Annotated in this window: 18 protein-coding genes and 1 tRNA gene; 8 read left to right on the top strand and 11 right to left on the bottom strand. The window is 59.6% G+C overall.

Features of this window, described 5'->3' with window-relative positions; all coding sequences use genetic code 11:
* Complete coding sequence (locus tag DBR16_RS06785; protein ID WP_109260484.1) at positions 1-792, bottom strand: polysaccharide biosynthesis/export family protein; 792 nt, start codon at positions 790-792, stop codon at positions 1-3.
* A gap of 95 nt (positions 793-887) precedes the next feature.
* On the opposite strand from DBR16_RS06785, the gene DBR16_RS06780 reads away from it, so the two are divergent.
* The 3 genes from DBR16_RS06780 (at position 888) to DBR16_RS06770 (ending at position 4,365) form a co-directional block, all read left to right on the top strand.
* On the top strand, positions 888-2,414 hold the full coding sequence (locus DBR16_RS06780) for a GumC family protein (RefSeq protein ID WP_109260483.1): 1,527 nt from the start codon (positions 888-890) through the stop codon (positions 2,412-2,414).
* Positions 2,415-2,461: 47 nt separating this feature from the next.
* The gene (locus DBR16_RS06775) at positions 2,462-3,100 is read left to right on the top strand and encodes a P-loop NTPase family protein (RefSeq protein ID WP_125184520.1); all 639 of its coding nucleotides are present in this window, start codon (positions 2,462-2,464) and stop codon (positions 3,098-3,100) included.
* A gap of 62 nt (positions 3,101-3,162) precedes the next feature.
* Positions 3,163-4,365 carry an O-antigen ligase family protein gene (locus tag DBR16_RS06770; protein ID WP_161539429.1) on the top strand — a complete coding sequence of 401 codons (1,203 nt, stop codon included), beginning with the start codon at positions 3,163-3,165 and terminating at the stop codon, positions 4,363-4,365.
* Here DBR16_RS06770 and DBR16_RS06765 read toward each other — a convergent pair.
* Genes DBR16_RS06765 through DBR16_RS06755 form a run of 3 tightly spaced genes read right to left on the bottom strand, consistent with a single transcriptional unit; the run spans position 4,341 to position 7,494 of the window.
* Entirely contained in the window at positions 4,341-5,108 is a 768-nt protein-coding gene (locus DBR16_RS06765; RefSeq protein WP_161539428.1) for a polysaccharide deacetylase family protein, read from the bottom strand. The two genes, DBR16_RS06770 and DBR16_RS06765, sit on opposite strands and share 25 nt — an antisense overlap.
* A complete protein-coding gene (locus DBR16_RS06760; protein WP_109260479.1) occupies positions 5,105-6,040 on the bottom strand; it encodes a glycosyltransferase family 2 protein in 936 nt (311 codons plus the stop codon). Before DBR16_RS06760 ends, DBR16_RS06765 begins: the two co-directional genes overlap by 4 nt.
* Positions 6,037-7,494 (bottom strand): oligosaccharide flippase family protein, encoded by a 1,458-nt coding sequence (locus tag DBR16_RS06755; RefSeq protein WP_161539427.1) that lies wholly within the window; start codon positions 7,492-7,494, stop codon positions 6,037-6,039. Before DBR16_RS06755 ends, DBR16_RS06760 begins: the two co-directional genes overlap by 4 nt.
* A gap of 136 nt (positions 7,495-7,630) precedes the next feature.
* Here DBR16_RS06755 and DBR16_RS06750 point away from each other — a divergent pair, with 136 nt between their 5' ends.
* Positions 7,631-8,722 (top strand): GNAT family N-acetyltransferase, encoded by a 1,092-nt coding sequence (locus DBR16_RS06750; protein WP_109260477.1) that lies wholly within the window; start codon positions 7,631-7,633, stop codon positions 8,720-8,722.
* On the top strand, positions 8,716-9,834 hold the full coding sequence (locus DBR16_RS06745) for a glycoside hydrolase family 5 protein (RefSeq protein WP_109260476.1): 1,119 nt from the start codon (positions 8,716-8,718) through the stop codon (positions 9,832-9,834). Before DBR16_RS06750 ends, DBR16_RS06745 begins: the two co-directional genes overlap by 7 nt.
* Here the strand turns inward: DBR16_RS06745 and DBR16_RS06740 are convergent.
* The gene (locus tag DBR16_RS06740) at positions 9,831-11,336 is read right to left on the bottom strand and encodes an exopolysaccharide biosynthesis polyprenyl glycosylphosphotransferase (protein ID WP_109260475.1); all 1,506 of its coding nucleotides are present in this window, start codon (positions 11,334-11,336) and stop codon (positions 9,831-9,833) included. The two genes, DBR16_RS06745 and DBR16_RS06740, sit on opposite strands and share 4 nt — an antisense overlap.
* A gap of 297 nt (positions 11,337-11,633) precedes the next feature.
* On the opposite strand from DBR16_RS06740, the gene DBR16_RS06735 reads away from it, so the two are divergent.
* The gene (locus DBR16_RS06735; protein WP_109260474.1) at positions 11,634-12,449 is read left to right on the top strand and encodes a hypothetical protein; all 816 of its coding nucleotides are present in this window, start codon (positions 11,634-11,636) and stop codon (positions 12,447-12,449) included.
* On the opposite strand, the gene DBR16_RS06730 is transcribed toward DBR16_RS06735, so the two are convergent.
* The 6 genes from DBR16_RS06730 to DBR16_RS06705 all read right to left on the bottom strand — a co-directional run bounded on the left by DBR16_RS06730 (position 12,446) and on the right by DBR16_RS06705 (position 20,500).
* Positions 12,446-13,996, bottom strand: coding sequence for a tetratricopeptide repeat-containing sulfotransferase family protein (locus tag DBR16_RS06730; protein WP_109260473.1), 1,551 nt, complete (start codon positions 13,994-13,996; stop codon positions 12,446-12,448). The two genes, DBR16_RS06735 and DBR16_RS06730, sit on opposite strands and share 4 nt — an antisense overlap.
* Positions 13,997-14,074: 78 nt before the next feature.
* A complete protein-coding gene (gene msrB, locus DBR16_RS06725; protein ID WP_109260472.1) occupies positions 14,075-14,524 on the bottom strand; it encodes a peptide-methionine (R)-S-oxide reductase MsrB in 450 nt (149 codons plus the stop codon).
* Between the two features lie 108 nt (positions 14,525-14,632).
* Positions 14,633-17,755 (bottom strand): efflux RND transporter permease subunit, encoded by a 3,123-nt coding sequence (locus DBR16_RS06720; protein ID WP_109260471.1) that lies wholly within the window; start codon positions 17,753-17,755, stop codon positions 14,633-14,635.
* Positions 17,752-18,873 carry an efflux RND transporter periplasmic adaptor subunit gene (locus tag DBR16_RS06715; protein WP_109260470.1) on the bottom strand — a complete coding sequence of 374 codons (1,122 nt, stop codon included), beginning with the start codon at positions 18,871-18,873 and terminating at the stop codon, positions 17,752-17,754. The genes DBR16_RS06720 and DBR16_RS06715 overlap by 4 nt, the downstream gene beginning before the upstream one ends.
* 119 nt (positions 18,874-18,992) lie before the next feature.
* Positions 18,993-20,057 (bottom strand): CNNM domain-containing protein, encoded by a 1,065-nt coding sequence (locus DBR16_RS06710; protein ID WP_109260469.1) that lies wholly within the window; start codon positions 20,055-20,057, stop codon positions 18,993-18,995.
* Positions 20,058-20,409: 352 nt separating this feature from the next.
* Positions 20,410-20,500, bottom strand: a tRNA-Ser gene (locus tag DBR16_RS06705).
* A gap of 158 nt (positions 20,501-20,658) precedes the next feature.
* On the opposite strand from DBR16_RS06705, the gene DBR16_RS06700 reads away from it, so the two are divergent.
* Both DBR16_RS06700 and typA read left to right on the top strand, forming a co-directional pair.
* Positions 20,659-21,828 (top strand): hypothetical protein, encoded by a 1,170-nt coding sequence (locus DBR16_RS06700; RefSeq protein ID WP_125184517.1) that lies wholly within the window; start codon positions 20,659-20,661, stop codon positions 21,826-21,828.
* 91 nt (positions 21,829-21,919) lie between these two features.
* Complete coding sequence (typA, locus tag DBR16_RS06695) at positions 21,920-23,749, top strand: translational GTPase TypA (RefSeq protein ID WP_109260467.1); 1,830 nt, start codon at positions 21,920-21,922, stop codon at positions 23,747-23,749.
* Positions 23,750-23,884 lie beyond the last annotated feature (135 nt).

Genomic DNA, 23,884 nt, shown 5'->3' with positions numbered 1-23,884 from the left:
CTAATTGTTGATCGCGTTCGCAATGGCGAATGAAAACGCCTGGTCGAGCGGCAGAATTCCGTAGACATATTGTTCGACGAACAATGTGACTTCGGAGATCGTCGAGCGTGGCACGAAAACGATATCATAGCGCTGCAGGGGGAAGGGGTCAGCCTGACCGTCTCCCCGCAGGGCGCGATGCAGATTGACCGTGCGCATCATCAGGCCATCGCCCGACGGGGCGCGTCTGAGTATGACGACATCGCCACGGGCGGCGGAATCGCGAAAACCGCCTGCCAGCATTATGGCTTCAAGTGCGCCGATGCGCGACGGCATCTCATACATGCCGGGTGTGGCAACCTGACCCCCGACAATTATGTTCTGCGCCGCAAAGCTTGTTGCGGTCACTTCCACAATCGGATTGCGAAGCATGGTCGTATAGGCGTCAGCGATGACGCTGGCAGCCTCGGAATCGGTTCGCCCGGCCACCATCACACGTCCGGCCAATGGCAGATTGACCCGTCCGTCCGGGCCAATGGTTGCGGTGCGGTTCAATTCGCTGGCGGTATGGACGGTGACATCAATGGCATCCCCCGGATAGAGCCGGAAGGCCGGATCCGCTGACCGCCATTCCACAAATTCGATATTGTTCCAGCTGGCCGGTGCGACGGACCCTTCCGGACGCGCACTTGCGTAGCTCCAATAATCAGGTTCGCGCTCGCCACTGAAAGGGGAGGTGACAGCATTTGTGACCGTTCGAGCCGTCCCACAACCTGCAAGACAGAGGGCCAGTATCAGAACGGAAATTCGCATTGATGGAGACTCACTTGGCTATTTCTTACCTGAACAAGAACCTTTCGCGGTTCGGATAATGAAAAATTAAACCGGACACCGTTTTTCTCGCTTTCATGAGTCGAAGCCACACCGGAACCGGTTCCAGACCGCCCAGCGATCATCCTCATCCCCGGGATGAAAGGCGGGAGCTGGACCTGTATGATCTGATCGAAATGATCTGGTCGCAACGTGGCATGATCATTGCGGTTTTTCTGGTCCTGTTTGTGGCAGGTGCGGCCGCGTCATTCCTCCTGCTGAACAAGACATACGAGGCGCGGGCACGGTTGCTCGTCCTGCTTGATGATGAGGATCTTACACCTGGTGCGGCTGGCTCTGGGGACGGCTTTATCATAGAACAGGTGATGCAGTCGGAATCCGAAATCATGAATTCGGAAACCGTGCGGCGGATCGCGCTTGAGAATATCGGTCCGGCTGCTGTTTTGCCGGAAGGGGGCTCGGAAGCCCTTGCCCTGCGGGCCATGCGGCAGAGCTTTTCGGTCGTTCGTGCGCCCAATGCTTCGGTGCTGATACCGGTTCTAGAAGCCGATAGTCCCGAGCGCGCCGAAACGGTGTTGAACGCCATTGTCGATGCCTATCTGGAGTATCGCCAGGTCGTTCTGACCGGTGATGGCGCGACGGGCGTCGCGGATCGCCGGCTACAATCGGATCAGGCCTATACTGCCGCGCTCGACGCGCTCGACCGGTTTCTGACGGAAAACGATATCACGGAATATGAATCCGATATTGCAGCGCTCCTGACGCAAATAGCGGCACTGCAAACATCTTTGGCGACGGCCCAGTCGGAACGTCAGGCCGCCTCTGCAGCCGCTTCCGCGATCGCGCAGCGCGTCGCGGAAATGCCGGAAAATATAGACCTCTATGTCGAAAGCAGCGCCGAAAACCTCCTGATCGAGAATCGGCTGGAGCGTGAAAGCCTGTTGTCGCGGTATCTTGAAACCGCTCCCCCCGTTGTCGCGCTGGATCGCGAAATTGCCGAACTGGAAGACTTCATCGCCGGGGGCGGTGTGGAGGGGCTCGGACAGAGGCGGACCGGCGTGAATACGGTCCGGCAGGGCCTTGTTCAGGAGCAAATGCGGCTTGAATCGGTAGCCGCGGCCGAGGCTACGCGTGCCCGCGCCATTTCCGCACAACTATCGGCGGCCGAAAGCGAAATTTCCAGGCTGCGCAGCCTTGCGCCTGACTATCGCCGGCTTGCGCAGGATGTTGCGGCGACGGCGGCCGCGGCGACATCACTGGCGACCCAGCAGGCCGAGGCTGAAGCCCGGCAATCGCTGGCACCGGGCAGTGCGGACGCCGTGCGTATTGTCGAGCGGGCATTCGCACCGGCCGAGGGTTCGTCGCTGAAAAAACTGGGTGTCGCCGCGGCTTTTGTTTTTGCCGCTGGGACCGCCATCCTGATGGGATTGCTGCGTGGCTACTGGTCGCGCCATGTCGGGCCGGGTGCCCAGGCACGCCCTGTTCAGCAGCGCACACAGACTGCGGATTTGACGGACGCCATCGGTCCGATGCCGTCCCGTGTTGCCGGTGTCCCGGTTCTGGCCCGAATGCCGGACAGGGGCAGTGCGTTGGGCCGCCGTTAACCGATGCGGTGAATGCTGCGGTCTCAATAATGATTCGCGGCGATTCGATGGTTGATCTTTCTTTTGAAATGCAGGCACTGGTGGACCAGCTGGAGCCGATCGCACGGCCCGGCGGCAAGGGGCGCGTGCTGATGTTTCTCGGGGCCAGTAAACGCGCCGGCACCTCGACCATCGCCCGTGAATTTGCACGCGTCGCTGCGGAAAGGTCGCGCCGCGGTGTCTGGCTCTTTGATCTCGACTTTGCCCGCAATTCGCATGCACGGGCGCTGGCGCGTCCTGATGCAAACGTTTTTGATGCCTCCTTCGGACGCAATGCATTCTGGCGCGCTGAACCGCATGGCGCCCGTGCCCGTCTGGTGGCCAAGGATTGCTCAACAAAGCACCTCTATGTCACCGAATTCCAACGCGCCCGTTCGGGGGTGGAGCGCCTTGAATTCGGAAATGCCCGGGAGTACTGGAATGCGGTTCGCGGCAGCATCGATCTTGCCGTGATTGATGCGCCCGGGGCCAGCCGCGCCATCTTACCTGTGGCCGCGGATGCTGATGGTGTCATCCTGGTTGCCGATGAAGGCAGCTGGAATGAACGGTCCATCGCCGCGCGCCGGGAGGCGATTGAACGCCGCGGTGGCATTGTCGCGGGAATTGTCTGCAACCGGTCGCGTATTGTGTCGCGGCGCGCCGCTTGACGGACGTCAGCACTCATATCCACAATTTGCGTGCAGCGCCGCGGATGAATGTGCTGCGGCCAATGGAATTTTTCCTCGCCGGTATCGTGCTGTTTCTGGTGTCGCAGGGATTGCTTGGCCCGCTTCTGGCCAATTCGCCGGAATCCGAAGAGAGCACATTGCTGCAGGTGATGTGGTTGCCCGTCTATGCCCTGACGATTGCCTGGATGGCGATTACACCAGCCCGCACGCTGGACGTCATGTGGCGGACGCCGATCATTCTGATCCTGTCCTTGTTGTGCTTCGCGTCATTCCTGTGGTCTGTCGATTCCGGCCTGTCTCAAAGGCGGGGCTTTGCGCTCATCATGACAACCCTGTTCGGCCTGTTGCTGGCGTCGCGCTTCAATTGGCGTGAACTGATCACATTGATTGCAGTGGTGTTCTCCGTTCTGGCGGTAATGAGCACAGTGATGTCGCTCGCCTTTCCGGGAATTGCTGTTCATCACGACATCCATGTTGGTGCGTGGAAAGGCATCTGGTGGGAGAAAAATACGCTTGGTGCGATGATGGCCTTCGGCACCACGGCCGCGCTCGCAGCATCAGTCTGTCAGCCCCGGCACAAATTGATCTGGTGGGGGCTGGCGGCATTCCAGGCCGGACTGGTCCTGATGTCGACATCGAAGACGGCACTGCTGGCCTTGATGCTGGCAATTGCCGGCATTGCCGCCATCCATCTGATACGGCGCGGATTCGGGTTTTCGGCGCTGATACTTGTCGGCGGCGGGCTGATCGCTTTCATCGCCGCCATGGTGATGTCCATTGCGCCTGTCGCCGTGATCGAGGCGCTTGGCCGGGACCCGACATTGACCGGCCGCACTGATATCTGGGTGGTGCTTGCCGAACAGGTTCAGGCGCGCCCCTGGACGGGTTATGGCTACGGCGCCTTCTGGGATGCGCCCTACGGTCCGGCTTTCTGGGTGCGGCAACGTACGCAATGGCCGGTGCCGACGGCCCACAATGGCTGGCTGGAAATTGCGCTCGGTATCGGTGTGCCGGGGATTATCCTGATGGCGGTTTCGCTCTTGCTATCAATCATAAGGGCTTGCGGCCGGCTATTTCGCGGACCTGAAGTCTTCTGGGCGCTGATTTTCCTGATTTTGGTGGTTTTGATCAGCATATCGGAAAGCAATCTGCTGCAGCGCAATGCGCTGACCTGGGTCTTGTTCGTGGCAACGGCTGCGCGTTTGGCCTTGCCGCGGCGCTATGATGCCGTCAGCCAACGATAGGCCTGCGTAACCGGCAGGACTTTTGCCCCGCTTGCCTGGATATGATCCAGCAATCCTGCAAATTCATCGGGCGTGCAGCCCCACTCCGTGGGCGAGGGCTGAATGTCATGGGTATAGAATATGAGCCAGCCGGGCCGGGTCATGCCTTCGTCGACGAAAGCGTGTGCCCGCGCGAGACCTGCTTCGCCGCCATCAACACCAACGGCTTTCAGCAGATTCCGGTCATCCCCCTTTCTGTTGATGCCCGGACGAACGCCGCGCAGGGTTTCAAACCGGGTTGCCAGGACGCGTTTGCTGGCCGGCGATGCCTCACCATAGGGATAGGCGAAAGCCGGAAGGCCTGATTTCAGGCCCAGATCCACAAGCGCTTCATAATTGGCCTCTATCTGCGCACACGCCACTTCGTCTGACGCCCGGCCGAGATCGGTATGATTGAGCGTATGGCAGGCAATCTCGTGGCCGGAATCTTCCAGCTGACGAAGATGGTCGGCATCGAACATCGGACCGTGATGCGTGTCTGTCCCCGCAAATCCGGCGGAGGCATACCATGTGCCGCGCCAGCCGCGCTTTTCGAGCCCGGATTTCCCCACGTCGAAAGCCGACTTCGGAAAATCGTCAAAGGTTATCGAGACGACGAGCTGATCCGGAGCAAAATGAAGCGGGTTACACTCCAGAAACCGGGCTTTCAGGCGCTTGAGCTTACCGGTCAGACCGGAGGCGGGGATGTAGGCAGTGTCCGTCATTTTCCAATCGCATCGGCTGCCCAGCTGGCACGCCAGAGTTTCAGGGCGGTTGTACGGGCTTTCATCGGCGCAAGCGGCGTTTGCGCCATCATTGCCCATATGCCACGTAACAATGACTGACCGGGAATGGCTTTCAATATCTGCGCCGCTTTCGCACCCGGGAGGCTTGCCAGCTCCGGATGTTTCTCCAGCAAGCGGGCATAATTGTGTGCAGCATCGCGGAATTTGCGTAACAGGACATCCGGTGACTGCCAACCCGAATGCCCGGCCGGATTGTCAAAATGCGCCAGCTCGCCCTGTTTGCCGGCGCGCACTGCCCAGTCAACATCTTCCCACCCCCAACCAGTGAAATTTTCGTCAAATCCGACTTTGCGCATCAGGGTTGACCGGGCGAGGAGATTGCTAGTGCAAAAGGCTGTCGCTCCGATCTGATTGCGGACATCTGCGTTATTCTCGTCGCTCGACCGGGCCAGTGCAGCATGAAGATGGTGGGACGGCTGTTGCACCGGATCCGCTGAATAACCGCCGAATGCGGCGTCGAATTCATATCCCTCGACCAGTTCCAGCCAGGTCTGAAGGAAGCCGTCGCTGACGGTCATGTCGGCGTCGAGGAAGAGCAGCCATTCACCAATGGCGGCGGATGCAAGCCGATTTCGGCCGGCGGCGCGTCCGACATTGCGGCGGGACGTCAGCAAGCGCGCCGGAGCCGGTAGACGATCTATTTCAGCTGCCACCGATGCATTCAGTTCAGGATCCGGTTCGCCGTCATCAAACAGGATGATTTCAGCCGGCAATCCGGCCGCCGCGATTTGCTGGGCCAAAGCCCGTGCGAGCGGCACAGGATCGTCCTTGTAAAAAGGAATCAGCATTGACAATTGACGGGCCGACGTCTCGGTAGCGGCGGCATTGGAATAATCGGCGTACTGGCTCATGGGCGCGCCTCCGCCGGACGCCACCAGCTTTGGGCTATACCCAGCCAGCTTCGGCAACCGGCAATATTCAATGCCAGAGCGATCACTACATAAACGGCACCGCCCAGCGCAGCCTTCGCCAGCAGGACGAGGATGGCCGGCCCCTGAACAGGCAGCGCATAGACCACCAGTGCCATCACGCCGGCGGCAAGCGCCGAGCGTCCCCAGTCCAGCCAGGGCAGGGGAAGTGGAAACAAGGCGCGTCCGATTGCAGCGCAAGCAACAAGGCTGAGCGTGTAGGAAACGAGTGTCGCCGCTGCCGCACCGGCGATACCGAACACCGGGATCAGCACCAGGTTCAGGCTGATATTGAAGACGGCAGCGCCACCCATGATCGCCGCCATCCAGCGCGTCTTGCGCTTCAGGATGAAGCTTTCGTGGAAATAATAGGTCATCAGCCCCTTCATCAGCCCGGCCAAAGCAATCCAGGGCAGGATCAGCGTGGCCCCCGCGCGATATTCCTCGCCCACCATGACGGTGGACAAGGGGGCCGCCACCAGCGCCAGCCCGGTGGCCGCCGGAAATCCGATCAGCCCCATGACGCGGGCAGATTGCCCCGCTACACGGCGGGCGGCGTCGGGGCCTTCTTTTTCGAGCGCCCGGATCATCAGAGGGGTTGCTGCCGTTCCCAACCAGATAAACAGGATATCAATGGTCCGGTCGGCAAGCCCGTAGCCCGCCGCATAAATCCCGACCGCGGCCTCGTTCATCAACCCGGCGATCAGAAAGCGGTCGCCGGCAGACAGCAAGTGTTCGAAAACCAGCGAGATTGAAACCGGCAGGCCGTAAGCGAAATAGAGCATGGCGCGGCGTTTGCGTGGCTTTCCGGTGGCTGATTTCCGAGCCTGCGATGGGAATTCGAAAAACAGGGTAATGAGGCTGGCGAGCGCCATTCCGGCGATCGGGCCGGCCGCACCGAGCGGCGTGGCCATGAGGATGGCGATTCCGAGCGCAAACCCGCCCAGAACATTGGCCGTTTCGAATATCGAATAGGCCGCGACCTGGCCGGCTGCGCGCCGCGATTCAATGCCAATGGCAAGGATAGAGCGGAGGGTCAGGGCGGCCAGTCCGAAACCGAGCGCCGTCTTGAGCTCGATGTTCAGCGGTGCGGCCCAGAGGGCAATACCGCCGAGTATGATCACGCCGGTTCCGACGAAAGCGAAGCTGGAATAGATGGTGGCAAGATGGGAAGCGAGATGCCCGCGCGCATCCGCCCGGGCGTGAAAACGGGCGACCGCGGCATCGAGCCATGTATGAAACGCCATAGCCGTGATGTGCATGGCCGCCAGCGCCAACGCGTACTGACCATACATTTCGGTTGGCATCAGGCGCGTCAGAATGGCCACGCCGCCAAAACCGACGACCGCGCGGGCGATCTGCACCGGCAAGTATCCGAGAATGTGTTTGCCGAGCATTCCTGAGCGCAGCTCCCTGTTCGAGCCCGACAGCATGCATACAAGCACCTAAAATCGCGTGAACATATCTGCGGGCTTTGAAACGAAGCGGAAACCCTATTGCGCTAGCTATGGGATCATATTTCCGGAGCATTGAATGGCCCACTCGATAGATGCCCGCCTGATCAAGCCGAGCGAGCTTTCCGTTGCCGAGCGGGAGGCATGGATCGCGTTCACGGACGGAGATCCGGCGCTGGCCAGCCCCTATTTCCGGCTGGAGTTTGCCGAATGCTGCGAGGAGGTGCGGTCCGATACACGTGTGCTGGTCGTTCGCGAGCGTGGTCAGATCGCCGGATTTCTTCCGATGCAGATGGGAAAGGTCGGTTATGCCCGCCCGATTGCCGGACCTTTGTCGGATGTCCATGGCGTTATCGCCGAGCCAGACCGGAGTGTTGACCTGAAAGCCTGGCTGCGAGCAGGGGGTGTGCCGTTGTTCGAATTTCACAGCGCACTGGGCCTGCAGCCTTGCTGGAGCGCCTTTTCGCACATGTCTGACGGTTCATGGATCATTGATGTGTCCCGTGGATATGACGCATTCGAGCAGGCCCGGTCGGAAGCCGAGCCCAAGGCATTCCGCAATATTCGCGCCCGGCGCCGGAAACTCGAAGAGATGGAAGGCGGGTTTGAATTCCGCATGGATGATGATCGCCCAGAAGCGTTATCTGCCATGATCGACTGGAAACGCGAGCAATACCGCCGAACCAGTGTTTTTGATGTCTTTTCAGTCGCGTGGACAAGGGACTTGCTGGCGGCTGTGCTGAACAAGCAGTCTGATCGCTTCCGCGGTGTGTGTTCGACGCTGAATATTGCTGGCCGCATTGCTGCGGTGCATGTCGGAATGACGAGCGAAGCCCGCTGTCACTACTGGTTTCCGGCCTATGATCCGGATTTCAACAAGGTGAGTCCCGGATTGTTGCTCCTATTGGAAAAAATCCGTTTTGCCTCGGAAGCCGGACGCGCCAGCGTCGAGCTGGGGCCGGGGGATTATGACTTCAAACGCAATCTCGGCAGCTGGCAGGTCCCACTCGCGCAGGGGTGTATTCTGACAGCATCCGCTCCGGCGACCTTGCGAAGCGCAGCGAGATCTCTGGCCGGTGCCATTGAAAAAGCGCCGTTCGGGAAAATCGCCAGCCTGCCAAGGCGCGCCTTGCGCAGGGCCGACAAGCTGGCGTCCTTTTACGCATGGTGATCAGGCCGGACCGCCGCACAGTTCTGGCTGCGGGCGGTGCGTCCCTGCTCTTGGGTGGCCAGCGTTCTGCCGCGCGGCGAAAGATAGCGCTCTGGGATAATGCGAGCGGGCCACATCTGCGTGGAGCGGTGTTTCCGCAACGCCGGGTCTATCCGGACATTGACGGTGACAGCTTTCTGGGGCCCGGGCCGGTCGGCACGCCGGTCAGCAACCGGGCGCTGGCCAGTCTTGCCGAAGCGGGTGCCAATCTGGCGGTGCTGTCTCACCCGGGCGTTTTTACGGAATTCGCTCCATACCGCACTGACCCGGCTATAGAAGATCATCTGGCCGATTTGGTGGAGCGTTGCGCGCGTCACGGCTTGTTTACCGTGATTGCCTTCCGTACCGGACCCGGGCGATCAGAATTCACTTTCCATCGCGACAATGGTGATAGCTGGTTTCCGTCTTCGATGATTGATGAGCGTGTCTGGTCGGATGCGGAAATGCAGTCGGCGTGGGCCGATATGTGGCGGCACACAGCGGGGCAGTTCCGCGCAAACGCGGCCGTTGCCGGTTATCTCCTGATGGTTGAACCCAATGGCAGCCATATTGTGCAGAACTCCCCCTGGCCGCAAATGGCGCGCCGGATGGCCCAGGCGGTGCGGGAGGTGGACCTCGAAACGCCCTTGCTGATCAGCCCGGACAGCTATGCCAGCGTGGCTCACGAGAGCGACCTGGAGCTGAGTGGTCTTGGACCGGCCGTGCTGGCCATTCATGATTATGCGCCCTATGCCTATACCCATTCCGATCCAAACAGCGCCGCATCATTTTCAGTGGAGGCGGCGCGAATTTCTCCGCCACAGGCGGCGCGATGGATGGTGGGGGAATGGGGAGTCAGACGATGGGCGCATGATGCCGCCCGCTTCGCCGCCTTGCGCCTGCAATCAATGGAAGAACAGTGCGCAAACTCGGCCTGGTTCAACTGGCCGTCGGGATGGCGGGCTTATGAGGAGGCCGAGAATGGATGGAATCCGTTTTTCGGACCGAATCCGGATGCAACACGGCCTGTCATCAATCCGCCAATCGTGGACGTGCTACGCCGCTACTGGTCGAGAAATACGGTCCGGCCCTAGCGGACGTTGATTTTGTCACCGAGCAGGGCTGGTCCGGTTTTCAGCATGATCCAGAGATCGAACCAGAGGCTGGCCTTGCTGATATACTCCACATCATAGCGGATACGTTCGCGTGCGGCTTCCGGTGAATGAAGCGGACCGCGCGACCCGCTGACCTGGGCCCAGCCGGTGAGCCCTGGCTTGACGCGGTGGCGATGCGCATATTCACCGACCAGGCTGGAGGTCAATGCGGCTCCGGTTTTCATGCCCGGTGCGTGCGGACGCGGGCCGACCAGCGACATCTCGCCTTTCAACACATTCCACAGCTGCGGCAGCTCGTCGAGGCTGGTCGAGCGGATAAAGCGGCCTATCCGCGTGACACGAGGATCGTCTCGTTCGACCTGACGGACTGATCCGTCTTTCGCAGCCGGCTCATCGCGCATGGAACGGAATTTCAGAACCTCGATCAGGCGGCCATTAAAGCCTTCGCGTTTCTGACGGAAGAGGGCCGGGCCGGGCGAATCCAGCCGGATCAGCACAGCCAGCAAGGCCATGACGGGCAGGGCTGCGACGAACAGGACCGATCCGATCACCAGGTCTTCCAGCCGTTTGGTGATGATCCATCCCGGCGTGGCCGAATTACCGGACAGGCGCGCTGCCGGAGCGTTTGCGATTTCCTCGAGGGTTTGCTTTTTCGGGTTGAAGTGCTCGAAATCGAGCAGCAGACAAACAGGCTGCGCAAGGCCTGACAGGCCGGCGAGCAGCGATTTGACGCGGTCTACGGCGTGCGGTGTCACGGTGACAATGATGCGGTCAACTTCATGCAGGTGAGGCCAGCTTGTCAGATCCTGTAGCGTTCCCAGATAGGGGGCGCCGGCCAGAATGGAGGGGCTGCGCGTGCGCCGGTCATCAAATACGCCGAGTATGTTGACTGCCTTGCTGCGCGAATTGGCATCAATCAGGCGGCGGGCATTTGCGGTTGCGCCGACGATAACAACATTGGCGGCGAGGCGGCCATTTCGCGCCCAGTATTCCATGAAGAAGGCATAGATCGTGTGAACAATCAGAAGGGCTGCGGCCGAAACGCTGGCCTGCTGAGCCGCGGCCAGCGTCAGGGACGGGTCGGACAGGCGGACCAGCAGAATGCTGGCCATGCCGCCCAGTCCAAGACCGATCATACCCGTGGCGATATGGCGCCAGGCCGGCTTGCGCGCACGTACGACATAGTGTTCGGAGAGCCGGAATGAGCAGAGGGATACGCCAAGAAAGACCAGGATCGGCCAGAAGTCTGCGCCAAATGACAGGAAGGCCGCCACAGTCAGGCTTCCCATGATGCCGAAGTCGACGAGCTGCAAGGCCCGGCTCAGCGTTGCCCGGTCGATACGGTTGGCTGGCGGGTTGATGGACTCGCGCATCATGTCGAGGGTGGCAGCGCGCCCGCGGCCGTTTTCGAGACCGGCAAAGCCGGGCGAGACGTCATTCGCCGGCGAAATGGGCCGCGTTTCATAGTGCCGCTTGTTCATGGTCACCGTCCCCGATCAAATTGATCCGACCGCGATAATGCACGGATAACGAAAAGATTCGGTTGTCAGACGTGGTTAGCAGAAAGTGAAAGATGGTTGTTTCTTATCGCGCTGAAATGCCTGTATGGTTGATGAGGCATTGCCGGGGAGGGCGAATTGTTTCGACTGATAGCAATGACAGTATTGGCCGCTGTGTTACTGGCCGGGTGTGCCAGCACACCCGCTGATCTCAGTCCGGACAATATGCGATCCTCGGCCGCGAATGCTCCCGCTGGTGCCTCGGAACAAAGTGGCACAATGGATTTTCCAGGCGCTGATGGCGGCGGTGGCAGCGCTTCACAGACCGGCTTTGTTTATCCGGCGATCGGAACAGCCTTTGCGGGCACACGGCCCGAAACGCCTTACGGTATGGCCGCGCAGGGCGAGTCTCCCTACTGGCGATCCACCATCGAACTCTATGATCTCGAGGGGGAGGTGTTTGGCGAATTCCGACTGATTGCCGCCGGGCAGGACCCGATTCTTACGACCCTTCGCATGGCACCTGATCACCTCGTGAACGGCTTTCGGCGCTATATTTCAACAACGCCTGATCCGGTCCCGGTGTCGGCGGCGTTCCAGGCTGGTCCCTGCATCGATTTTGACGGGATTGAGCGACCATTCTTTGCTTCAGTGCGTGTGGATGATGTGACTTATGAGGGCTGCGCCCGGGAAGAGGGTGGTCAGTGGGACTGGAGCCGGGATCTGTTGACGCGGTACGATCAGATCCTGTTATGCCTCGAAGAAGTGCCGGGAGCGGTCGCCGCCATCGACGCCTATTCACCGAGTGAGGAAAATACGGCGGTGCGTGTCCTGACCGATGATCAGAGCCGGTTCGAGTGTGTGATTGTCAATGCGGATCTCCGGCTGGCGTCTGTCCGCGAGCTGGATGTGACGGAAGTTCACCTGAATGAAGGCCGGACCGTGTTCTTGACGGCTGAACCCGAGGCGAATGATTGCCGGGCGATCGAACATATCCGGCGCGCTGATGGCGAATTGATGGGGGTGTTGGCCCACGATCTCTGTCAGAATCCGCGTACCCATGTGGAGGGGCCGCTTGCCGCCGGCGAAAGCTAGTTGGGGACCATTGCATCCAGTGCTGGCAGAGTTGCTGCCAGCTGATCCTTGAAATGTTTCCAATGTCCGATCGACGAAGCATAGACCGGGCGGCGGACATGTTCGGCGCTTGCTGTCGCAACCGCCGCACGATTGCCGGCAAAATCCAGGCAGGCCGGGTCCCAATCCATGCCTATAAACCTTGTCAGGCGCCTGGCTTCAGCCTCGGTATTCTGCACCAGGTCCTCATACGCAAGCCGTTCGATACGCCCGGCCGCGCCAGACAGCCAATGCTGCATGAGGCGCTGAACGGCAGAGAGGTAAGCCGCGATAGACTGCAAGTCATATGACCAGAAATACCGGTCCCGGAACAGCGTTTTGTAGGTCGCGATGGCCGCATCTCGCGGGTCGCGGTCCAGATGAATGATCCTGGCTTCCGGCAAGGCGTCCGCGATCAGTCCCGCATAGAGGAAGTTTGTGGGCGTCTTGTCGATCACATATCCATGCCTGTGACCACGGCGATGCAGTGCGTCGCGATATCGTTGACCCACGCCACTCATATCGGCAGCCGGAGTCTGCTGTGCAATTTCAACCGGGTCACGCAAACCGGCGAATACAGGATCTTCGAGCAGGCTGACGATGAAATCCTCGGTTTCGCCCGCCGAAACCACATCATTCCGGTTTGACAATATTCGATCCAGAAGGGTTGAACCGGCGCGCGGCAGACTGACAATAAAAACCGGCGTCAGTTCCGACCGCTGATAGTCGCGGGAGATAGATGGCCAGGCCCTGATGGTTTCGTCGATGGCATTGATTTCAGGCTCGACAGAGTAAGGCCGCGTCTGCCGCATAGCTCTGGCTCCGTTTGTCCAGGCGTCGAAAGCCTCAGACCATTTTCCGAGATCTTCGAATTCCTTGCCCATTGCGTAGCTGAGTGCGGCGCGCGAGAGGTCATCCAGACCGGGTGAGCTCAAGCGAACAGCAAGCTCGTCAATATAATTCCTGTCCGGAGCCGCCTTTGTCAGCAGCGACCGGGCATAGGCGGCTTCGGCCGCCTGTGGCCCTGCCTTGCTGGCGAGGTCGAAATTGCGGGCCGCTTCTTCAAGCTCGCCATTATAGCGCTGTGCCGCTGCCAGATTGAAACGGCAGCGCGGCTCGTCAGGGACTATCTGGGTCAGCCGGGCATAGACTTCCCGGGCCTCCTGATGCGCGCTGCTTGTCGTGAAACAGGCTCCGATCTGATCAAGAATAACCGGGTCGCTTGTCGTTTCGATGTCAATTGAACGCGCGGCACTCAAAGCTTCATCATACAGGCGGAATTGCGCCAGCAGATTTGCGGCTTGAGCCGCAGGGCGGGGAAACTTTCCGGGTTGGGCAGCCGCTTTCCGGGCAAAGCGGATGGCCTCGTCCCGCTTGTTCAGATTGGCAGAAATGAAGGCCGCGAATGCGTTGAGGCCGGGATGAACGGGATCGCTTTCCAGCGCCGTCAGGACACGCTGTTCGGCACCACGGAAATCGCCATCGCGCAATAATTGTGGAAGCAGGCGCAGTGTTTCTTCAGAAGTCATGACAGGCCGGGCGTTTCATTTGGCTATAAAGCCGCCGGGGTTTGCCGCAGGCAATACATGGTCTGCAGGCGATATCCGCTATTTGCCGGTAAAAAGGTGGACGTACTCGCCATAACCTTGCGCTTCGAGTTCCGCGACAGGAATGAAACGGAGCGAAGCCGAATTGATGCAATACCGCAAGCCGCCCTGATCCGCCGGCCCGTCGGGGAAAACATGGCCGAGATGACTGTCGCCATGTGCCGACCGGACTTCAGTCCGGATCATGCCATGAGACATGTCGCGCAATTCCTTGACGTATTCACCGTCCACGGGACGGGTGAAGCTCGGCCAGCCACAGCCGCTGTCAAACTTGTCCATGGACGTAAAAAGCGGTTCGCCCGAAACGATATCGACATATAGGCCCGCCGCCTTGTTGTCTGTATGCGCGCCGGTAAAGGGCCGCTCGGTCCCGTTCTCCTGCGTCACCCGATACTGCTCGGGTGTGAGCCTGGCGACGGCGTCAGCCGCTTTCTTGTAGGTGCGGGGCATGGCGGATTTCCTGTGCATACCTGGTCATTGTCGGTGGCGTATATGGGAAAGACCCGATCAGATTACCACCCGCCGGCAGGTGCGCGGGGGATGATTTGCGTTACGCGATCATTGCTGACCGCCGGCGACAGGTTCGTCACCGGCATCTGCGGCCTCGGCTTCAAGCCGTCCTGCCATCCAGTTCGGTGTCTTGGTAAACCGTCCCAGAACGCTGTAGGCCACCGGGATCACAAACAGGGTAAACAGGGTTGCGACCGTAACGCCGGTGAAGATGACAACCCCGATGGTGATGCGGCTTTCCGCACCGGGGCCGCTGGCGAGCATGAGCGGTGATGCGCCAATCGCAGTCGACAGACCGGTCATGAGAATGGGGCGGAAGCGGATCTCGGCGGCATCTAGTGTTGCGGTCATGACATCCCGGCCTTCTTCCCGCAGCTGATTGGCGAACTCGACAATGAGAATGCCGTTCTTGGCAGCCAGCCCGATCAGGATGACAAGTCCGATCTGGGAATAGATGTTCAGACTCGAACCAATGACTTCAAGCCCGAAAAGGCCCCCCGTAACCGCCAACGGAACCGTCAGCATGATGATCAGGGGCTGGATGAAGCTTTCAAACTGCGCGGACAGCACCAGAAAAACGATCAGCAGGGCCATGCCAAAAGCGAAAAGCAGGGCGGCATTGGCTTCGAGAAACTCCTTGGCTCCTCCCAGATAAGTCGTGGAAAAGCCCGGCGCGAGTTCACGCGCGGCCCAGCCATCGAGCCATTCCACGGCTTCTCCCAGCGTGTAGCCTTCGGCCAGCGTCGCGGAAACCGTGATGGCGCGCTGCCGGTCCACACGGTTGCGGGACGAGGCCTCACCGATTTCCGTTATCGAGACAAGGTTGGAAAGCGGAATGAGATTCCCTTCACGGCCGGATACGTAAAGCGTTTCGAGGTCCTGTGCGCTCGATCGCTCATCCCGGCGATTTTCCATAATCACATTATAGGCTTCGCCCTGTTCGATGAATTGTCCCACGCGGCGCGAACCGAGATGGGTTTGAAGGGTCTGGCCGATGTCGGCAACGGAAACGCCAAGATCCGCGGCGCGGTTGCGATCGATATCGACAACCAGGCGGGGGCTCGTGGGCTCATAATCCTTGCGGGCGCGCATCAGATCCGGATTGCCTTCACGGATCGCGGCCAGCAATCGTTCGGCTTCGGCATCGAGGCTTTCATAGTCCGGTCCCTGAAGGACAAACTGGATATCGTCTCCGCCTCCGCCGCCGCGGATCGCCGAGCGCATGGAGGCAAAGGCACGAACGCCTGTCAGCTGGCCAAAGCGGGCATTGATCTCGCCAATGATATCGCTGCCGCTGCGGCGCTCATCCCAGTGCACCATGGTTCCGATGACGATGCCGGAATTATAGCCGGATCCGCCCCAGCCCGGGGCGACCACGAGCACCCGCCGCAATTCACCATTCTCGACATATTCCATCATGATGTCTTCGACCTCGGCGGCCTGCCCGGTCATATAGTCGAAGCTGGCCCCCTCCGGACCGGAGAAAAATCCGAAGAATGACCCGCGGTCCTCCGGCGGAGTCAGTTCGCCGGGCAGCCGCTCGAGCAGATAGGCCGAGCCGCCCAGCGCCACGAGCACAACCGGGATAATCATCCAGGGTGTTCTGACGGCGATTTCAAGGCTGGAGCGGTAATTACGGCGCGCGCGGCGGACGATTTCATTCACCCAGCGGGCCGGCCCCCGGGCCTCTCCTGATGGCTTGATCAGCTTTGAAGCCATCATCGGAGACAGCGTCAACGCCACGAAGCTCGACAGCATTACGGCAACCGCAATGGTCAGGGCCAACTCGTTGAAAATGCGGCCGATAAAGCCGGGCAGGAAAACCAGTGGCACAAAGACCGCAACGAGCACGGCGGTGGTGGCGATCACGGCGAAAAACACCTGGCGGCCACCCCGCAACGAGGCGAGCGCCGGACCTTCGCCCATATCGACGCGGCGCTGAATGTTTTCCAGGACAACGATGGAGTCATCCACCACCAGCCCGATGACCAGAACCAGCGCCAGAAGCGTCAGGATGTTGATGGAGAATCCGGCCGCTGCGAGGCCCGCAAAAGTGCCAATAAGGCAAACCGGCACCACAGCCGCCGGGATGATGGCGGCGCGAAAGCTGCCCAGGAAAAGATAGATCACCAAAACGACGAGCGTCGCGGCAACAAATAGTGTGCGCCAGACTTCCCGGATCGATTCTTGAATGAAGACCGTATCATCGGACGCGACAATCATGGTCATGCCTTCCGGCAGGCTGGCGCGAATGCGTTCAACCTCAGCGGCCACATCCTGCGCCACCTGAACAGAGTTCGCCTGGCTTTGCCTGACAAAGCCGAGACCGATCATGTTATTGCCATTGCCGCGGAAAAGCGTGCGGGGTTCTTCGGCTTCGAGCGAGACATCCGCGACTTCACCGAGGCGGATGATATGCCCGCCTTCGCCGCGCCCGATGGGCAGTTGTTCAAAACTCTCAGGCTCCGAAAAGAGCCGCTCGACACGCACGACAATCTGGGTGTCCGGTGTTTCGATGGAGCCACCCGGCACTTCGACATTCTGTGTTCTCAAGGCGGTGTCGATATTGGCCACGGTCACGCCGCGTGCAGCCATGGCCTGGGGGTCGAGCCAAATGCGAATGGCATAACGCCGTTGACCGCCGATACGGACGCGGGCGACGCCATCGATCACGCTGAAGCGGTCCAGCATGGTGCGTTCGGCAAAATCGGATAACTCTTCCGACGTCAGCCGGTCCGACATCAGCGCATACCACATGAATGGACGGGCATCGGAATCCTGTTTCTGGATCTCGATCTGCTCGACTTCCGGCGGCAATCGGTCCGATATACGTGAAACCGCATCGCGCACATCATTCGCCGCCGCTTCGATATCACGGCTGAGATCAAAGGTGATCGAGATGTTGGCATTGCCATCGCGCGACGACGATTGGATCAGCTCGATACCATCGATTCCGGACAGCTGGTCTTCGATGACCTGTGTGACGCGATTCTCAACGACTTCGGCATTTGCACCAGGATATTCGGCCTGAACCGAGACGATCGGCTGATCCACATCGGGCAACTCCCGCAGCGGCAATTGCCTCAATCCCAATACGCCGAACACGATGATCAGGGCGCTGGCCACAAAGGCCAGAACCGGGCGCCGGACGGCGATATCTGAAAGAGTCATGGCTGACTCACCAGCGCGCTCGCCGCCTCGCCGGATCGCGGCCGGGCGGGGGCGGCCCGCTCAACGATCTCGACAGGCATGCGGTCGCGGACCCGGTGAACGCCTTCCGCGACGATCAGATCGCCGACAGACAAGCCATCTGTCACTTCCACCCAATTACCGATGCGGCCACCGAGTTCGACGGTTTGTTGCCGCAAAACGGGTGGGCTTCCGGTTTCATCAATGACGAAAACAAAGCTCTGATCCAGATAACGTGTGATCGCAGACCCGGGAATGGCCGGCCGCGAGCGGACGTCCTGGCGCATTTCGACCGTCATCAATTGCCCGGGCCGCAAATGCCCGTCGTCATTATTGATTTCGGCGCGAACTGTCACCGTGCGCGTGACCGGATCAATCCGGCTGCCGATCTGGGCAATTGTGCCCGTGAACACTTCGTTCGGGTAGGCGGATGTCCCGGCCGTGATTTCCTGCCCCGGTGCCAGCACCGACAGGAAGCGCTCCGGCACTGAAAAATCAAGTTTGATTATCGAGGTGTCATCCAGCGTTATGATCGGATCGCCGGGCCGGACCAGACTGCCCAGGCTGACTTCGCGCAATCCGACGACGCCCGAGAATGGGGCACGGATGATCCGGTCGGCAAGCCGTGCCTCAATCGAATTGACTCGGGCAACGGCCCGCTCGACGGCTGCATTGGCTTCATCCAGTCGCTGACGTGGTGCAATGCCGCGTTCGATCAGTCCCTCGACCCGCTCCAGTTCGCGACGGGCTTCGCGCAGTGTCGCCCGGGCTTCCGAGAGGTCAGCGGATTCCTCGGTGTCGGTGAGTTCGACAAGAATATCGCCTTCTGCCACTTGCTGTCCGGACTCGAAATTGACGCGTGAAATCGTATCGGCGACTTGCGACGTCACCGTAACCGTTTCATTGGCTCCGGCTGTGCCAAGCGCTTCGACAATATCGGCAAAGGTCTGATGGTTCACCGTGTGCGCGGCCACTGGTGTCGCGCTGCCGCGGAAACCGCTATCGGCAGAATCTGTATGGCTGATCGACCGGACGACAATGATGGCGGTCATGGCGATAAAAACGCCAAAGACGATGATAAGGGTAGCTGCGCGTTTCATGGATCCTCCGGCACCGAAGATGCGCCAATAATGCGGAATATCAAGTCAGATAGCCGCGGCGCTGCATATGGAGCAGGGCGGTTGTCGTCAATTGTTTCTGAATGGGAAGAAGGGCGTCGCTATTTCGTCTTTGATCTCGGTTCGCCCGCATTGGTGTTCATTCGCGAGGCCCGTTTGCGCCATTGATCACGCGCCAGCGCCTGCAAGTCTTCGATGCTGTCGGCCTCATCGGTAATCTCGAGCCCCAGAAGTGTTTCGACAAGATCCTCGATTGTCACCACACCCGCAGTGCCACCAAAATCGTCCGAGACAACGGCAATATGCCGGTTGCTGCTGAGCAAGACCTCGAACAAAGCCTGAAGACTGTCTGCTTCATCGACATGGGCGATATCGCGTCTCAAAGCGGAAAGCGGCGTATCCAACCGGTCTTCCAGAGCGGCCAGCAGAATGTCGGTCTTCAACACAAAGCCGGAAATCGTATCGACATCCTCATCATATATGGGCAGGCGTGAAAAGGGAATCGACGCGAGTTTTTCGGCGACGGATTCAACACTTTCCGTTTCATCAAACGCTTCCACTACCGTACGCGGCGTCATGATGTCACGTGCGGTCAGCGCGTCGAAGCGGAGAAGGTTGGCCACAATTGCCGACTGGTTTTTCGCAATCACGCCTTGTTGCTGGCTGATGCGGGCCATCGCCACGATTTCCTCGCGGCTGACCTTGTCGTGTTGGCGGTGCGCAATCATCCAGCTGATCGCTTCGGACAGTTTCACCAATGGCCACATTGACCAGATCAAAGGGGGCAGAAGCCGTGTCGTGAGTGGTGTGAGCGCTTTCCAATAGGTCGCGCCAAGCGTTTTCGGGATGATCTCTGAAACCACCAGAATCAACAGTGTGAGGACCGCTGAAAATACGCCGACTCCGGCATCCCCGAAAACATGAGCAGCCTGCGCGCCGGCTGCCGTAGCGCCCACGGTGTGGGCGACGGTGTTCAGGCTGAGAATAGCGGCCAGCGGCCGGTGCACATCAAGCTTCAGTGCCTTGATCCGTGCCGAGATGCGGGGCGAGCGTTCTTCGAGCGCGGCTATATGTGCGGGCGTGACGGAAAGAAACACCGCTTCAAGGATCGAACACAGGAACGAAACGCCCACTGCGAGAAGCACGAATAGAATTAGAAGAGTCATTTGAATCCATGCGGGTACGCTACCGGTGTGGCAGCGTTCAACATGTAACACGCGGAGGCATAATCACCAGCCGGTTCAGCCAAAGTATTTGAAGAAGGATTGCAAACGCTGCGCTCGTTCATGTGAGCGGACCATTTTTGCCGGACGCGCGCCCTTCAGCATTCAGTTCATCTCACGCATGGGCCTGTTGGTATTGAAGCGTGCGTGTAATGGGTGCCGCGGCGTGACAATACGGATTCGGTGGTGCGGTAGCCCGCAGGATATGCACATCCGTCTAAACTTATTTTGATGCTCGCCCGAAGGATCGTGGTGATCAGGCGGAAAATGATTTCCACCAAAAGTGGAAGAATAGTGGCGGAGAGGATGGGATTCGAACCCACGATACGCTTTTGACGTATACTCCCTTAGCAGGGGAGCGCCTTCGACCACTCGGCCACCTCTCCACTGGCGGGTTTAGCCGCACCACACTACCGGGATCAAGCGCCGATGACGGTTGCCGCGTTGGGGAGAATTTAACCTAGGAGGTCTAGGATTGGATTCAGGTGGGAAACAATATCGGACGGGACGCCTGATGAACCGGATCAACTGGAAATCAGCGGGAATGACATTTCTTGTCGCGGTCTTTATCGCGTCATTTGCTGCCATTGCCGGATATATAAGCCTTGAGCCCTATTTCGAGCGCAAGGTGATGGAGAGCAGCGCTCTGCATATCGAGGAGCGCGCCAATCGCCAGCGAGCCCTGTTTTCCGATGTGCAGGCCATTGAATACGCCACGGGGCGCAGCTTCGCGCGGCGGCTGGCTGCGATGGAGGGGCTGGATGTTTCTGCCGAATTCAACTGGTTGTTTCCGGAATTTGGTGATGGCACCCGCCGTTCGCGGCCAGAATTGTTTGATGGATATCGCGATGAGGACGGTGATTATGTCTATGGTGTCGGTGCCTTCATATCGGATGCAGTTGTTTCACCGGAGCGTCAACGGCGCCTGATTGCCGCCTATCATACAGTGCGTCAGCATGGCGAAGCCAATGCCGGGCATTTCGACAATCTGAATTTCGTGACGCCGGACAATGATCTGATCATCTATGCGCCGCAGCGCGATGATCGCCTGGAATTCTACCGCCGCGATGCGCCGGCTGATTTTGATTTCCAGTCGGAAGATCTCGCCCGGATCGTATCTCCCGCCAATAACCCCATGGGGGTGACGCGCTGTACGCAATTGTCGCGCCTGCTTTATGTGCGTGATGGCGTTGCACTGACCACCGGCTGCCATTTCCCGGTCCGGGTTTCGGGACGTCATATGGGCGCGTTCGGGATCACGATCTCTATGCAGAATTATCTGGCCAATGCCATCATCGACGCCGAGGTTAATGCCAGCAACATGATCATGACGCGGGATGGCAGCCTGATCGCGCACCAGGCCTTGCTGTTCCAGGATGTCCTGACGCCGGAAGCGGTGACTGCTGCGGAATCGATCGCCCATCCTAGGCCGATTGCCGAAGCCATACGCAATTCAGGGCGCGATTCGGGCGTGTTCCAGACCGATGATGGACGGCTGGTTGCCTTTGCGCGTATCGAAACACCGGGTTGGTATTTTGTTATCACGCGTCCGGCCTGGTTGATTCATGCGCGTGCTTCGCAGGTGGCGGCATTGATCTTCGCCTTTTCCTTCCTGGGGGTCTTCACCCAGGCGATCATTCTTGCGATCTATCGCTGGCAAAGACGCCGGACCCGGACCCAGCTCCGCTCGGGCGGCCATCTGGCAGGCGTTTGACGAGCGGCTTTGCGTTTTTGGGGGTAGCCGGGCGGGCAGGACAAGGCTAAGAGGCGCGCGCAATCCCTCTGGCCCTTTTCGAGTTCTGCCCATGTCCGTTGCACCGGAAAAACTGCGTAATATCGCCATTGTCGCGCATGTCGACCATGGCAAGACCACACTCGTCGATCAACTCCTGAAACAATCGGGAACCTTCGGCGACCGCGTCGAAACCACCGAGCGGATGATGGATTCCAACGATATCGAAAAAGAGCGCGGGATCACGATTCTGGCGAAGAACACGGCTGTGACGTGGCGGGACTGGCGGATCAACATCATTGATACGCCCGGGCACGCGGATTTCGGTGGTGAAGTCGAGCGCGTTCTGTCTATGGCGGATTCGGTGCTCCTGCTGGTGGATGCTGTCGACGGACCGATGCCACAAACCGCTTTTGTGACGCGCAAGGCTCTGGAACGGGGACTCAACCCGATCGTTGTCGTCAACAAGATCGACCGTCCGGGGGCACGCCCCGACTGGGTGGTCGACCAGACCTTTGATCTGTTCGACCGGCTCGGAGCCAATGACGAACAGATGGATTTCCCGGTTGTTTTTGCGTCGGCCCTGAACGGGTTTGCCGGCCTGGATGCCGAAAACCCTGACGCCGACATGACGCCACTCTTCCAGATGATTGTCGATCATACACCGCCGCCGCCTGTCGATCTCAACGGGCCGCTTCAGCTTCAGGTCAGCGCGCTGGATTATTCCAGCTATACCGGGGTGATCGGCATTGGCCGGATCCGCCGAGGGACACTGTCCAAGAACCAGCCGGTCATGGTCATTGATGCGGAGGGCAAGACGCGCCGCGGCAAAGTCCAGCAGGTGTTCGGATTTCACGGGCTGGAGCGCATCGAGATGAACAGCGCGAGCGCGGGCGATATCATCACCTTCACCGGACTCGATCCGCTGAAAATTTCGGACACGGTTTGTGCGCCCGAACAGGTGGAGGCATTGCCGCCGCTGACGGTGGATGAGCCGACCATTGCCATGACGTTCCAGGTCAATGACAGCCCGTTTGCGGGCCGGGAAGGTAAATACGTCACCAGCCGCAATCTGGGTGAACGTCTCCAGCGTGAGCTGATCCATAATGTAGCCCTGCGCGTGCAACAGCTTGACGATGCTGACAAGTTCAAGGTTTCAGGCCGTGGCGAATTGCATCTCTCGGTGCTGATCGAGAATATGCGCCGCGAGGGCTTTGAGCTGGCCATTTCGCGTCCCCAGGTCCTGACCAGGGAAATCGACGGTGTTCTGTGCGAGCCATGGGAGACGCTGGTTGTGGATCTTCCGGAAGAGTCGCAGGGCGCGATCATGGAAAAGCTGGGCGAACGCAAGGGCCAGCTGAAAAACATGACACCGGACGGGCAGGGCCGGGTGCGTCTTGATTACGAAATCCCGACCCGCGGCCTGATCGGCTTCCGGTCAGACTTCCTGACGGCGACGTCGGGAGCCGGTCTGATGTTCCACACATTTGACCATTATGCGCCCCGGGCGCCGGGTGAGATCGGTCAGCGCCGGAATGGCTCGCTGGTCTCGATGGTGGACGGCAAGGCGCTGGCCTATGCGTTGTGGAACCTGCAGGAGCGCGGCAAGCTCTTCATCGGGCATGGCACAGAAGTCTATGAAGGCATGATCATCGGCATTCACAGCCGCGATAATGACCTGCCGGTGAATCCGACCAAGGGCAAGCAGCTGACCAATATCCGGGCGGCCGGTACGGACGAGGCCGTGGTTCTGACCACGCCGGTCCGGACGACACTAGAATTTGCTCTGGAATTCATCAATGATGACGAGCTGGTCGAAGTGACGCCGGAGTCGATCCGGATCCGGAAACGCTGGCTGAAGGAGCACGAGCGGAAGAAGGCCGGACGCGCCTCCGCTGCCTGAGGCTTTTAATCATTCTGAACAAAAGGTTTACGTCAGCCCGCGACTCACTTCAAACATGGGTTGTAACGGCCAGAAAGGCTGTACAACTCAGAAGAGGAGATGAGTATGTTGAAGATCAAAGCTCTGCGGAAGTCC

It is taken from the genome of Hyphobacterium indicum (assembly GCF_003129605.1).
Classification (GTDB): domain Bacteria; phylum Pseudomonadota; class Alphaproteobacteria; order Caulobacterales; family Maricaulaceae; genus Hyphobacterium; species Hyphobacterium indicum.
This window is presented reverse-complemented; position numbering and strand designations above follow the sequence as displayed.

What these genes read in the sequence shown, in the direction of transcription:
- DBR16_RS06765 (WP_161539428.1), bottom strand. Translation starts at nt 5,108, where the DNA reads ATGACGGACACTGCCTACATCCCCGCCTCCGGTCTGACCGGTAAGCTC.
- DBR16_RS06720 (WP_109260471.1), bottom strand. Translation starts at nt 17,755, where the DNA reads ATGACTCTTTCAGATATCGCCGTCCGGCGCCCGGTTCTGGCCTTTGTG.
- DBR16_RS06710 (WP_109260469.1), bottom strand. Translation starts at nt 20,057, where the DNA reads ATGACTCTTCTAATTCTATTCGTGCTTCTCGCAGTGGGCGTTTCGTTC.
- DBR16_RS06785 (WP_109260484.1), bottom strand. Translation starts at nt 792, where the DNA reads ATGCGAATTTCCGTTCTGATACTGGCCCTCTGTCTTGCAGGTTGTGGG.
- DBR16_RS06715 (WP_109260470.1), bottom strand. Translation starts at nt 18,873, where the DNA reads ATGAAACGCGCAGCTACCCTTATCATCGTCTTTGGCGTTTTTATCGCC.
- DBR16_RS06700 (WP_125184517.1), top strand. Translation starts at nt 20,659, where the DNA reads ATGACATTTCTTGTCGCGGTCTTTATCGCGTCATTTGCTGCCATTGCC.
- DBR16_RS06760 (WP_109260479.1), bottom strand. Translation starts at nt 6,040, where the DNA reads ATGAGCCAGTACGCCGATTATTCCAATGCCGCCGCTACCGAGACGTCG.
- DBR16_RS06775 (WP_125184520.1), top strand. Translation starts at nt 2,462, where the DNA reads ATGGTTGATCTTTCTTTTGAAATGCAGGCACTGGTGGACCAGCTGGAG.
- DBR16_RS06740 (WP_109260475.1), bottom strand. Translation starts at nt 11,336, where the DNA reads ATGAACAAGCGGCACTATGAAACGCGGCCCATTTCGCCGGCGAATGAC.
- DBR16_RS06745 (WP_109260476.1), top strand. Translation starts at nt 8,716, where the DNA reads ATGGTGATCAGGCCGGACCGCCGCACAGTTCTGGCTGCGGGCGGTGCG.
- typA (WP_109260467.1), top strand. Translation starts at nt 21,920, where the DNA reads ATGTCCGTTGCACCGGAAAAACTGCGTAATATCGCCATTGTCGCGCAT.
- DBR16_RS06750 (WP_109260477.1), top strand. Translation starts at nt 7,631, where the DNA reads ATGGCCCACTCGATAGATGCCCGCCTGATCAAGCCGAGCGAGCTTTCC.
- msrB (WP_109260472.1), bottom strand. Translation starts at nt 14,524, where the DNA reads ATGCCCCGCACCTACAAGAAAGCGGCTGACGCCGTCGCCAGGCTCACA.
- DBR16_RS06780 (WP_109260483.1), top strand. Translation starts at nt 888, where the DNA reads ATGAGTCGAAGCCACACCGGAACCGGTTCCAGACCGCCCAGCGATCAT.
- DBR16_RS06730 (WP_109260473.1), bottom strand. Translation starts at nt 13,996, where the DNA reads ATGACTTCTGAAGAAACACTGCGCCTGCTTCCACAATTATTGCGCGAT.
- DBR16_RS06755 (WP_161539427.1), bottom strand. Translation starts at nt 7,494, where the DNA reads ATGCTCGGCAAACACATTCTCGGATACTTGCCGGTGCAGATCGCCCGC.
- DBR16_RS06735 (WP_109260474.1), top strand. Translation starts at nt 11,634, where the DNA reads ATGGATTTTCCAGGCGCTGATGGCGGCGGTGGCAGCGCTTCACAGACC.
- DBR16_RS06770 (WP_161539429.1), top strand. Translation starts at nt 3,163, where the DNA reads ATGGAATTTTTCCTCGCCGGTATCGTGCTGTTTCTGGTGTCGCAGGGA.